Genomic DNA, 12,220 nt, shown 5'->3' on the forward strand with positions numbered 1-12,220 from the left:
GGCAAACTGCTCCGTCTCTTTCCTGACGAGGCCGAGCCGTGGATATCAGAACCGCCGATCTTTGCGATCAATTCAGCGACGAGCTGGACATTTGCGAGCCGCTGTTCGGCGACTTCGGCGGCCAGATCCAGTTCGGCGGCCCGATCGCCACCATCAAGTGCTTCGAAGACAATTCCCTGGTTCGCGAGCTGACCGCTGAAGCCGGCAACGGCCGCGTGCTCGTCATCGACGCCGGTGGCTCCATGCGCCGTGCTGTGGTCGGCGACATGCTCGCCCAGAAAGCGGTCGACAACGGCTGGGCCGGCATCGTCGTGTACGGCTGCGTCCGTGACTCCGCCGCCCTCGCCGATATGCCCATCGGCGTCAAAGCGCTCGGCACGCATCCGATGAAGACCGACAAGCGCGGCGAAGGTCAGCGCGACATCGTCGTCCGCTTCGGCGGCGTGACCTTCCGCCCCGGCGACTGGCTGTACGCCGACGAAGACGGCGTCATCGTCGCTCGCCGCGCGCTGGTCAAATAACGATCATCGATAGCTCGGGGCGGCACTCAGTCGCCGCCCCGACTAGCGCGAGCTCACCGCTTCAATCCAACGACGAAATCCGCGCTCGCCACATATTCCGCAGGCGGTGGATTGTCGAGCACGATCACCTGGCCTTTGTTACTCGCCACGCAACGAGCGGTGGCCACTTCCTGACCGCTGCGCGTGTAAGCGCTCAGCGCGATCGTGAATTGTTTCGGGAAATAATCGAGCGGGCTGGCTGCGCCATCGACCACGCGAATGCGGACCTTCTTGGCGTTGGGCAGATACGTGTCGACGAATGCCGAGACGCAGGCGTCAGTCGCTTTGTGAAGCGGGCTGGCCTGAGCCAGGAACGGGGTCGAGGCCAGGATCGCCAGGCTCACGACGGCCAGGGGCTTGTGGATACTCATCGGATACCTCCGTATGCACTTTGATGACGGAGTGAGTATTGATGAGCGGCGCGGCCCACCCTTTGATCTAGATCAGTCGCGAGCCACTTTTCGGCTACAGCCGCATTTTCTTTGCATAACCTGTCATTTCCAGATAGCCGCGACCGATGGGCTTGTCGCCCTCGAATGCGCGGACGGCACCTTCCCAATAGATCGTACCGGTGCTGCCGCTGGCGTCGTTTTCCTGGTCGTCCATCAGGGGCTTCAATGTGATGACCCGATCGCCGACCGTGACTTGCCACTCGACCGGATAGCGAACACCCGTGCGAGGCGAGCGCCAATCGCGCACTGGCTTCCATTTCACCGCTTCGGGTTTATATGAAACACCTTCGTTAGCACCGGCGGCACGCGACTTGGCGGCGGCCCACAGTGCGCCGCCTTGAACGTCGCGCATTTGGAACATCATCAATGCGCCGCCGTCGTCGAGATTGAGGCCGACCCAATCCCAGCCCTGCGCACGCGCGTCCACGATGGCGCCGGACCACTCGTGATCGAACCAGGCGACGCCACGCACGGCTCGATCCTTGCCATCGACGACCAATCGTCCGGTGACGGCGAGTTGCGGCAGGCTGTAGTAATAGCTGGCCGAGCTTGGGCTCGGGCCTTTTTGACTGAAGCCGCGATCGCCTTGAAGCAACGGCGGCGCCTTGGGCTGCAGCTTCAAGTCGAGCTGCAAGTCGTCGCCCTTGGCAACCGCGATGTATGTGTCGCCGTCACGGCGCAGCTGCCAGTCATCGATGTAAACATCGAGCGATCCTTCCGCCGCATCGGCCAACCCGAAGCCGGCGCGGGCGGACTTCTCGTGATGTAACAGCGTGCCGCGCTTCGGATCGCTGATAGCAAGATGACCGAACAAGACCTGGCGCAAGGCGAAGCGCGAGGGATTGTCGTCGTCGATGCCGGTGCGGGAACGAAAGAACGTCAACTGGAACCCGACCGGTGTGTCGCCCGCGCCGTCGAGCCAGCCGGTGACATACCACCACTCGGTCTTGAACTGAGGGTGACTGCCTTCGTCGCGCGGGAACTCGAGTTCATAACCCGGGACCACGGCCGGATATTTAACGTCGGCGCGAGCGCCCGCAGTCACGAAGAACACAACCGCCAGCGACATGCATATACGCGCAGCGAATCGCGCCAGCACGCGCGACACGTCTCGCCAAGGCGCGTGGCCACCTTGCACGCAGACGACATTCCGACCGAATGCCTGGCGCATCACCAATCCTCCCTGACCGCGCGCACGACTTCGCCACCCATCGCCTGGCGGCCGCTCACGACGGCGATCAACGCCGCCGCGCCGATGAGCGCCGCACTGAGTGCCGACAGCAATCCCACCGGCGCGCTCAAATCCATGCTCCAGTGAAACGACTGCCGGTTCACGACATAGATCAAAATCAAACTGATGACCGTGCCCGCGATCAACCCGACGATCACGCCCAGCGCCCCGAGCACCGAGCCTTCGATGGCCAGCATCGTCGCCACCTGCCCGCGCGTGAACCCGAGGTGCCTGAGCGCGCCAAACTCGCTGCGCCGGGCCAGCACTTGAGCGCTGATGCCGGCGGCAATGCCGAACAAACCGATCGTCACCGCCACCAGTTCCAGCAAATAGGTAATAGCAAACGTTCGATCGAACGCCGCGAGCGACAACTTGCGCACCTCGCCGGGTGTCCGCAGGTCGTAATCCGTGCCCGGCGGCATCAAATCGCGAATGGCAGTGCCGACCTTGCTGATCTCCGCTCCGCGATCGAGCCAGAACCAAACCGTGTTGACCACGCGGTCGCCCGTGAAGGCGATGTAGTCATCGCGCCCGATAACGATGGCGCCGTTCTGATGCTCATAATCGCGCCACACGCCTCGCACGGACGCCGCAACTGTCCTGCCCGCGAGATCGAACTTGATCTCATCGCCGGCCTTGATCGCGAACAAATCCGACGCCGCCTCGCTGACCCACACCGGCACCGCGCCGCTCGGAACGTCATTGCTCGCCGTGCCCATCATCCACAACGTTTTATCGGGATGATCGCGATTCATGGAACGTGCGATCAACGTGAGCGCCGGCCGATCGGCCGACAGTTGCACTCGAGCGAGACGGTTGTACTCCACATGCTCGACGCCCGGCACTCGCGCCATCGCTTGCGCCAACGACTCATCCAGATACGACGACTGCCCCACATAGCCGACGCGCACATACAAATCCGCCGGCAGCACTTTCTGCGTCCACTGATCGAGCGAGTCCCGGAACGACGTGACCATGATGGCCATCGACGCCATCAAGCTGAAACTCACGATAATGGAGGACACACTCAGCGTCGCGTATCGCGCCGTACCCGCGATCTGCGCGATGGCGATCTCGTACGGAAGACGCCGCCAACGCGGTGCATGACGAAGCACGAAGCGCACCACCGAAGGCATCGCGACCACACAGCCAATGAGGAACAGCGCGATGGCGACGAACCCCGGCAACGGCAGCCCCGCAATCGGCGGCAGACTCACCGTGATCGCCGCCAGCACCACGAGCGTCAGCACCGTCCAGCGATGCGACCGGATCTCACCGCTGGTGATATCGCCGGCCTTCAGCGCACTGGCTGTCGGAACGCGAGCAGCATCGAGCGCCGGCCGCAACGCGCCGGCAACCGCCACACCGATGCCAAGCAACGAGAACACCGCGACTTCGGCGATATGAACATTCAATCCCGGCGCGAGCCCGCGAAAGTATCCGGCGCCTAGATCCGCCCCCAGCGCGCTCAACCCGATCCGCGCAATCATCACACCGAGCACAATGCCGAAGGCCGCCCCGAGCACACCAACGATCACGCTGCCAGAAAGCATCAAGAGCAATTGCTCTTTACGCGTGACCCCAATCGCGTGCATGACCGCGAACTCGCGACGACGACGGAGCGCGGCCAGTGACTGGGTCGAGTAAACAAAGAAGCCGCCGGTGAACAACGCCACCAATGCCAGCGCCGTGAGATTGGAACGATACGCACGCGATAACCGCAAGGCGTCGTCGGTTGCTTCACCCGGCGTCGTGACGCGAACGGAAGGAGGCAACATGTCCGAGAGCGCCGACTTCACTTGCTCAGGACTCGACCCGGTCGCGAGGCGCAGATTGATCCGCGACAACGTGCCCAGCCGTTCAAACACCCACTGAGCCGTCGCGATATCCACAACGCCGCCGAAGTCCTGCAGCGCTGCGGGTGGCAGCACCCCGGACACACGCAAACGTTCGCGTTTCACGCCCACCTGGAATTCGATGGAGTCACCGCGCTCCAGCTGCAACTCACGAGCAGCACTCGCGCTCAACAAGATCGAGCGATCGTCGGCGCTCTCCTCATCGCCGCCAGCGGACCTATCCTCATCGGAGCCACTGCCAGCCACCGTGGCAGCAAACGCAGGTTGTAACAATCGCGACCGAAAGCCATCCACGCCCAACAAGGTCAACGGCTGACGAACGCCCACGATCCGGGCGTCGACCTCCACGACCGGACTCGCCACAGCGACGCCGGGAATGCGAGCCACCCGCGGATACAAATTCTCATCGAACCCCGCCGCCCCGCCCTCGACCGCAAGATCGGCCAGTCCATACAAGCTGCGCGCCGCCAATGAAATCTCATCGGCCGCCGAACGATTGATCAGATAGATGGCCAGCCCAAGCGCCACGCCGAGCGCAATGGCGAGCACCGCAAGTAAGGTGCGCCCGGGCGAGCGCCGCATGGGCCCGGTGATCGCCGCCTCGATGAGCAGCGGCGCAATCACGATTGCAGTGAAAGAGCTGCGGCGCGCGGCGCCAATCCTTGCCGGGAAAGTTGCAAGACGCGGTCGGTGGTCGCCGCCGCCAGCTCCGAGTGCGTGACCAGAATGCCGGCCGCATTGTCACGTTTGAGTTGCGCGGCCAGCAGCTCGAGCACTTCAGCGGCGGACTCCGCATCGAGGTTGCCCGTGGGCTCGTCCGCCAGCACCAACGCCGGCCGATGCGCCAACGCGCGTGCGACAGCGACACGCTGCATTTCGCCGCCAGAAAGTTGCGACGGCGACGCGTTCGCACGTTCCAACATACCGACGGCATCCAACAACTCGCGCACGCGATCGGTGACTTCACGCCCCCGCTGACCGTTGAGCGCCAACGGCAACGCGACGTTCCTCTCGACACTCAAGTGCGGCAACAAATGAAACGCCTGAAACACGAAGCCCATGCGCGCCCGACGCAGGCGCGTGCGCGCATCGTCATCGAGCGCGCCGATGTCCTGACCATCGAGCGAAATGCGGCCGGCATCGGGCGTATCGAGCCCGGCGATCAGATTGAGCAGCGTGGATTTGCCGGTGCCGGACTCGCCCATGACGGCAACGTACTCGCCCGGCGCAAGCTGTAACGAAACGCCGCCGAGCACTCGTCGCGGCGGCGTTCCTCCGAAGGATTTGCTGATGTTCTCGACCTGCAGCATCGCGAGCGCTGATCAGTCCTCGCGATCAGAAGCCGTACGTGACGCCGAGTGCCGCCTGGTACTGCAGGAACGAATCGGACTTGGCGCGAATCGCGCAAGTGCCGCCGCTGCTATCGGACGCGCAGAAAATGTTGCCCTTGGTATCGAGCAGCGTGAGGAACGCGCGAGCATCGAAGCGCACGGCGAAATGCTTGCTGAGCGGCACCTTGAATCCACCGCCCGCCGAGAGCGCAAAGCGGGTCTCGTCACTCATCCCCGCGCCGCTCGGGCTCAAGCGCGCCGCGCCGATGGTCATGCCGAAGTAGGGAATGACCGTCTGCGCGTCCTGATAGCTGACTGTGCCGCCGATCTGCAAATACTCCACGTCCAGATCCATCGGCGTGGTGCCTTCGATGGAGGTGCCCTGCTTGACGTACATGAACTCGTAATGCCGCCATTCATCGGCGGCCGCATCCACGATCAAACCGAAGCTGTTGTCCTCATCCAGATCGCGATCCAGGCCGGTGGTCGTGTCTTCGAACGAGCCGCCGCCCATGTATCCGTAGAAAGGGGTGAACTCCCAACTCGCGTAGTCCGGCGTCGGCCCCTGCGCGGACGCCGTGGCCGAAGCCGCCAGCAAGCTCACACCGAGCGCGGCGCCCAGCCAGCTGCGCGTGGAAAATCGTCGTGGAAAGAACCACTTACCAATGTGCCAATGCATAGCCTAAAGACTCCTTCGGATGCGAGCCGGCCGACTTCGGCCCGAGCGTCGCGCCGGCTAAGTTAACATGTCGCAGGTTCGTTGCCTGAACGTTGCCCTCAACCACGCTATTCGCCCCCACGCCCGCAATCGAGTCACAATGAAGTGGTCGGCCTTTCTGGTTGCCGCCGTGTTCGCGGCGCTCACGTTCGGCCTGTGGGCCTATGTGAACCGGCCGACCGCCGAGCCGCCCTGGCCGGCGCGCGTGCAGGGCATGGCGTTCTCGCCGTTTCAGGCGGGCCAGGATCCGGTCGTGCAGGTGCTGCCGACCGAGCAACAGATCGATAGCGACCTGCAATTGTTGGCGGGCAAAGTTACCGCCGTTCGTTCGTATTCCACACTGAAGAGCCTGGGCAGGATTCCCGAGCTCGCGGCTCGCTACGAGTTGAAGGTGACGCTCGGCGCCTGGCTCGATCGCAATCTCGCCACCAACGATCAGGAAGTGGCCGCCGCTATTGAGCTGGCCAACCGGCATCCGAACGTGATCCGCCTGGTGATCGGCAATGAAGCCATCCTGCGTGGCGATCTCACAGTTACGCAATTGGCCGAGCAACTCGATCGCGTTCGCGAGGCGGTCAAGCAACCGGTCAGCACCGCGGAGCCGTGGCACGTCTGGTTGAAACATCCCGAGCTGGTCGAGCACGTCGACTATCTGGCCGTGCATCTGCTGCCTTATTGGGAAGGCATCCCCGTCAATCGCGCCATCGATTATTTGGTCTCGAACATGGAGCAGTTGCGCCGCGCGTATCCAGGCAAGCCGCTCGTGATCGCCGAAGTCGGTTGGCCTTCCGACGGTCGCACCCGTGAAGGCGCCGTTGCCTCGACGAGCAATCAGGCAATGTTTCTACGCCGGTTCCTGGAGCGCGCCCGGCACGAGGGCTACATCTATTACTTGATGGAAGCGTTCGATCAGCCGTGGAAGACGCGTTATGAAGGCGGCGTCGGCGCGTACTGGGGCATCTACGATGTGCGCCGTCAGCCGAAGTTCGCTTTCGTCGAGCCCATCGTCCGCATTCCTCAATGGCAAACGCTCGCCGCGGTCTCGGTCGCGATTTCCACGCTCATTCTCGGCATGCTCTACGTGCACAGTCTCGCGCTCGGCACGCGGGGTCGCAGCTTGCTAGCGGTCGTCGTGTACGGCGTGGCGACGACGATGGTCTGGATCATTTATGACTATTCGCGGCGTTATCTCACCATCACCAGCGTGTTGATCGGCACCTTGCTGATTTTGGGAATGCTCGGTGTGATCGCGGTTCTGATCACGGAAGCACTGGAATGGGCCGAGGCGCGTTGGGGCAAAACACGTCAGCGGCCGTTCGATTTGTCGGCGCTCGGCACGCCGGTGCTGCCCAAGGTGTCGATCCATGTGCCCGCTTATAACGAGCCGCCGGAAATGCTGATCGAGACGCTCGACGCGCTGGCGCGGCTCGACTATCCGGACTTCGAAGTCATTGTCGTCGACAACAACACGCCCGACCCTGACGTGTGGCAACCGGTGCAACGGCATTGCCAGCAACTTGGCGAGCGCTTCAAGTTCTATCACGTCGCACCGCTCAAGGGATTCAAGGCCGGCGCGCTGAACTTCGCGCTCGAGCGAACGGCCGCGGATGTTCGCGTCGTCGCTGTGATCGATAGCGATTACAAAGTGGAACCGCATTGGCTGCGCACGCTGGTGCCCGCGTTCGCCGACGAAAAGCTCGCGATCGTGCAATCACCGCAGGACTATCGGGACGCCGAAGAGAATGCATTCAAGGCCATGTGTTACGCCGAGTATCGCGGCTTCTTTCATATCGGCATGGTCGTGCGCAACGAGCGCAACGCCATCATTCAACACGGCACGATGACATTGGTCCGGCACTCGGCATTGAAGAGCGTGAAAGGCTGGGCGGAGTGGTGCATCACCGAGGATGCCGAGTTGGGATTGCGCTTGTTCGAGCACGGTTACGAAGCGCAGTACCTGCCCGTGACGTATGGGCGCGGACTCATGCCAGAAACCTTCACCGACTATAAGAAACAACGCTTCCGCTGGGCGTACGGCGCGGTGCAAATCCTGCGGGCGCATGCGGATGTTTTGTTGAGCTCCGACAAGCGACTCACCAAAGGCCAGCGCTATCACTTCATCGCGGGCTGGCTGCCCTGGTTGATGGACGGGCTGAACCTGATCTTCAACGTGTTCGCCGTGACCTGGTCGGCGGCAATGATCTTCGCTCCGCACCGCTTCGATCCGCCGCTGATGATGTTCTCGGTGCTGCCGCTCGCGCTGTTCGCATTCAAGCTCGCCAAGCTGGCGCATCTTTATTCATCGCGCGTCGGTGCAAACATTCGTCAGACACTGGCCGCCGCTCTGGCGGGACTGGCGTTGTCCCATGTGGTCAGTGTCGCTGTCGTCAAAGGGTTGCTGACCCGTCGGGAACCTTTCTACCGCACCCCCAAAGACAAACAACCTCACGCATTGATCGAAGGCTTCGCCGCCGCCCGCGCCGAGACGGCGTGGCTGCTGATTCTGGTGCTCGCGGCCGTGGGCCTGACCGGTCAATACACGATTGCTCCCGGTCTGGTCGTCGGTATTCCTGAAGAGTTGAAAGCGCCGGACGTGTCACTGTGGGTCGCGGTATTGCTGATTCAGGCAATTCCCCACGCCGCCGCCCTGCTTATGTCACTGGTCAGCGCCCTGTCGTTACCGGCGCGCTGGCTGGGCGCGCCGCCGATGAGCACCGGCATACCAGCCACGCCGCCATTTCGTGCCCAGGATTCCGCTGACTAGTTCCTGAAAGCGCGAAATCAACGCCTTGTCGCCGCGCAGGCCCCTCCTATAATGCCTGCCTAGGCAGTCATTGCCGAGGCAATCAATGGCCAAGGCCCACTACAAACCCGAGTCCTTTCACCTGCGCGACAGCATGGGGTACCTGATCAAGCGTTCTCAGCGCCTGATGCAAGAACGCATCGAAGGCCTGTTCGAACAGCAGAGCTTCACGCTGCAACAGTGGGTGGTGCTCATGTATCTGCGCGACGGTCTCGCGGTCACGATCGCTGACATGTGCCGCGACCTCCATCACGACAGCGGAGCCATGACCCGACTGGTCGATCAGCTGGAGTCGCGCAAGTTGATCGAGCGTCGTCGCAGCGCCGATGACCGACGGGTCGTCGAGCTCTCGCTCACTGCCGCCGGCACGGAAGTTCTCGATACGCTCATCCCCACCGCATGCGACGCGCTGAATATCGCGCTGGACGGTTTCACGCGCGAAGAAGTGAAGACGTTGCAGTCGCTGTTGAGGCGTCTGATCGGCCGGCTGGAAGAGCTGGTGCCTTACTCCGCGGCAACGTCGGACAAGGAGAAAGTGACATGAAGATCGGTACGGTTTCTCGCGCAAGTGCGCTCGTGCTTGGCATCGCCACGGCACTGAGCGGATGCGTGACTCCGCCGAAAACGGAGCCGCAGGTTCAATCGATTGCCGATGCAAATGTTGGCCTCGGCACAACCGCCGCGCCGGTCGTCGCCGAGCGTTGGTGGGAACAGTACGGCGATCCGCAATTCGATCAGCTCGTGACAACTGCGCTCGAGCGCAATCCCAACCTTCAGCAAACGTTGGCCCGTCTGCGCGCGGCTCAGTCACAAGTGGAGCTGGCCGTTGCCCAGCGCACGCCCGGCGTGTCGCTGAACGGCGCGGAACAGCGCGCCCGCTGGCCCGAGCAGTACATTTACCCACCGCCGTTCGGTGGCGGCACGTATTGGTCCGGTCAGTTGCTGGTGAATCTGTCCTGGGATCTGGATTTCTGGGGCAAGCAGGCCGCGCTCATCGATTCGGCCAAAGCGACCGTCGAAGCCGCCCGCCTCGACTCGGCAGCGGCACAGCTCGCGACGACCGTGGCGTTGTCACAAACCTATCTCGATTTGAATCGCGCCATCGCGCTCGCCGACATCGCACAACAGTCGCTGGTCCAGCGACAACGGATCTTAGATATCACACGCAAGCGCATCGACGCCGGGCTCGATACAAACGTCGAGCTGCGCGAAGCCGAGTCAGCGGTACCGCAGGCCGAGCTTGCGCGTTTGCAGGCCGAGGCGGCGCGTGAAGTCGCTGTGCATCGCCTGGCTGCACTGATCGGCGAAGGTGCCGATGCTTACGAGCGCATCGGCAAGCCCGCGCTGAATCTCGAAGCCGCGCTGTCGATTCCGACGGACCTGCCGGCCGATCTGCTCGGTCGCCGTCCTGACATTCTCGCGGCTCGTGCGCGTGTTGAATCGGCCACCGCCGAGCGGGCCGCGGCTCGCGCAGCGTTCTATCCGAATGTGAATCTGAGCGCGTTCGCCGGCTTCCAGGCGATCGGGCTCGACAATCTGTTCAAGGCGGAAAACCGCACGTACGGCGCGGGCCCGGCAATCAGCCTGCCGCTGTTCGAGTCGCATCGTCTGAAATCGCAATTCAACGCGGCCACAGCGCTACAAGACGAGGCTGTCAGCTCCTACAACGGCGCGGTCTTGTCCGCCGTCCAGCAGGTCGCGGACCAGTTGAGCCAGGTCAACTACAGCGCGCGGCAGTTACAGCAAGCTCGCGCCACGCTCGCCTCCGCCGAGGAAGCTTATCGGCTGGCGCAAAAGCGCTACGAAGCGGGCCTCGCGAACTATCTGTCCGTGCTGACAACCGAAACTCAGGTGCTGAATGCCCGCACCACGTTTGTCGACATCCTTCATCAACAAGCGCTCGCTCGCGTGTCGCTGCTGCTGGCCGTCGGCGGCAACTTCACCGCCGCCAGCTGATCGTTACTTTCAAACGGAATTCTTATGAGCGAACCCACTGCTCCTGCTGCCAACGGCAACGGCGCCCGCCGGCGGGGTCTGTTGATTCTCGCCGCCGTGGTTGCGATCGCCGGTATCGGCTATGCGACCTACTGGTTCACCGTCGCGCGCTATTACGAAAGCACTGACGACGCCTACGTCGCCAGCGACATCGTGCAAATCACCAGCGAAGTGCCGGGCGCCGTGCTCGGCGTGCACGTCGACGACACTCAATCCGTCGAACGCGGCCAGGTGCTGGTCGAGATCGATCCGGCCGATGCGAACATCGCCGTGTCCGCCGCCGAAGCGGAGCTGGCACGCACCGTTCGACAGGTTCGCGCGCTGTATTCGCAGGCCGAACAACTACGCGCTCAAATCGCCGAGCGTCAGACCGATCTGAAGAAATCTCAGAGCGATTACGCTCGTCGCCAGGCGCTGGTGGCCGATGGCGCGGTGTCAGGCGAAGAACTCGCGCACGCTCAAGACACGATCGCGGCGACACGCGCATCGTTGCAGGCGGCGCAACGTCAGCTCGATGCCACACTCGCACAGATCGAGGGCACGACGCTCGAAGATCATCCGAACGTATTAGCGGCCGCGGCCAAGCTGCGCGATGCGTCGCTGGCTCTGCGTCGGACGACGATTCGCTCCCCTGTGTCCGGCACGATTGCCAAGCGCGGTGTCCAGCTCGGTCAGCACGTGAGTGCGGGCGCTCCGTTGCTCGCGGTCGTGCCGCTGGATGATGTTTGGATCGATGCCAACTTCAAGGAGAGCCAGCTCCGGAGCGTGCGCGTCGGTCAGCCGGTCAGCATTCACGCCGATATTTATGGCAAGGACGTCGAGTACAAAGGCACGGTCGCCGGTCTCGCCGCCGGCAGCGGTAGCGCGTTCGCGCTGCTGCCTGCGCAGAACGCGTCGGGTAACTGGATCAAGATCGTTCAGCGCGTGCCGGTGCGCATCACGCTCGATCCCGAGCAGTTGAAGCAGAGCCCGCTGCGCGTCGGTCTGTCGATGCACGCGAAGATCGAAGTGCGCGACACGTCGGGCCCGCTGGTGGCGTCGCAGGTCCGCAATACGCCGCAACCGCTGCAGAAGAGCGTCGGCGAAGACACGGGCATCGAGCAGCGCATCGCCGAGATCATTCATCAGAATGCGACGGCGAACGGCGCGGTCGCGAGCCGGAACACTCGTGGCGCGACGGTTGCGTCGATCGAGTCCACCGGGACGCGTCAGGCCAAGCGTTAATCAACGAACGCAGTAGGAACCGCCAGTGAGCACGAACACCGCGAATGCGG

General features: G+C 63.0%; 10 protein-coding genes. 5 read left to right on the plus strand and 5 right to left on the minus strand.

The features are described 5' to 3' along the window. The first annotated feature begins 38 nt into the window (after positions 1-38). Complete coding sequence (gene rraA / locus ACFPN2_RS11005; protein WP_380596649.1) at positions 39-521, plus strand: ribonuclease E activity regulator RraA; 483 nt, start codon at positions 39-41, stop codon at positions 519-521. 53 nt (positions 522-574) lie between these two features. Here the strand turns inward: rraA and ACFPN2_RS11010 are convergent, their stop codons facing one another. The 5 genes from ACFPN2_RS11010 to ACFPN2_RS11030 all read right to left on the minus strand — a co-directional run bounded on the left by ACFPN2_RS11010 (position 575) and on the right by ACFPN2_RS11030 (position 6,109). Beyond that, complete coding sequence (locus ACFPN2_RS11010; RefSeq protein ID WP_380596650.1) at positions 575-931, minus strand: hypothetical protein; 357 nt, start codon at positions 929-931, stop codon at positions 575-577. Positions 932-1,025: 94 nt separating this feature from the next. Next, positions 1,026-2,183, minus strand: coding sequence for a lipocalin-like domain-containing protein (locus ACFPN2_RS11015; protein ID WP_380596651.1), 1,158 nt, complete (start codon positions 2,181-2,183; stop codon positions 1,026-1,028). Further along, positions 2,183-4,723, minus strand: coding sequence for an FtsX-like permease family protein (locus ACFPN2_RS11020; protein ID WP_380596652.1), 2,541 nt, complete (start codon positions 4,721-4,723; stop codon positions 2,183-2,185). Before ACFPN2_RS11020 ends, ACFPN2_RS11015 begins: the two co-directional genes overlap by 1 nt. Next, positions 4,720-5,409 carry an ABC transporter ATP-binding protein gene (locus tag ACFPN2_RS11025; RefSeq protein ID WP_380596653.1) on the minus strand — a complete coding sequence of 230 codons (690 nt, stop codon included), beginning with the start codon at positions 5,407-5,409 and terminating at the stop codon, positions 4,720-4,722. The genes ACFPN2_RS11020 and ACFPN2_RS11025 overlap by 4 nt, the downstream gene beginning before the upstream one ends. A 25-nt stretch (positions 5,410-5,434) precedes the next feature. Next, positions 5,435-6,109 (minus strand): outer membrane beta-barrel protein, encoded by a 675-nt coding sequence (locus ACFPN2_RS11030; protein WP_380596654.1) that lies wholly within the window; start codon positions 6,107-6,109, stop codon positions 5,435-5,437. A gap of 139 nt (positions 6,110-6,248) precedes the next feature. Between ACFPN2_RS11030 and ACFPN2_RS11035 the strand changes: the two genes are divergently transcribed. From ACFPN2_RS11035 to ACFPN2_RS11050, 4 genes are all read left to right on the plus strand, one after another. Next, positions 6,249-8,912 (plus strand): glycosyltransferase, encoded by a 2,664-nt coding sequence (locus ACFPN2_RS11035; protein WP_380596655.1) that lies wholly within the window; start codon positions 6,249-6,251, stop codon positions 8,910-8,912. Between the two features lie 85 nt (positions 8,913-8,997). Continuing rightward, positions 8,998-9,495, plus strand: coding sequence for a MarR family winged helix-turn-helix transcriptional regulator (locus tag ACFPN2_RS11040; RefSeq protein ID WP_380596656.1), 498 nt, complete (start codon positions 8,998-9,000; stop codon positions 9,493-9,495). After that, entirely contained in the window at positions 9,492-10,907 is a 1,416-nt protein-coding gene (locus ACFPN2_RS11045; RefSeq protein WP_380596657.1) for an efflux transporter outer membrane subunit, read from the plus strand. The genes ACFPN2_RS11040 and ACFPN2_RS11045 overlap by 4 nt, the downstream gene beginning before the upstream one ends. A 24-nt stretch (positions 10,908-10,931) precedes the next feature. Further along, the gene (locus ACFPN2_RS11050; RefSeq protein ID WP_380596658.1) at positions 10,932-12,170 is read left to right on the plus strand and encodes an HlyD family efflux transporter periplasmic adaptor subunit; all 1,239 of its coding nucleotides are present in this window, start codon (positions 10,932-10,934) and stop codon (positions 12,168-12,170) included. The last annotated feature ends 50 nt before the right edge of the window (positions 12,171-12,220 follow it).

This window comes from Steroidobacter flavus (assembly GCF_042651805.1).
Classification (GTDB): Bacteria; Pseudomonadota; Gammaproteobacteria; order Steroidobacterales; family Steroidobacteraceae; genus Steroidobacter; species Steroidobacter flavus.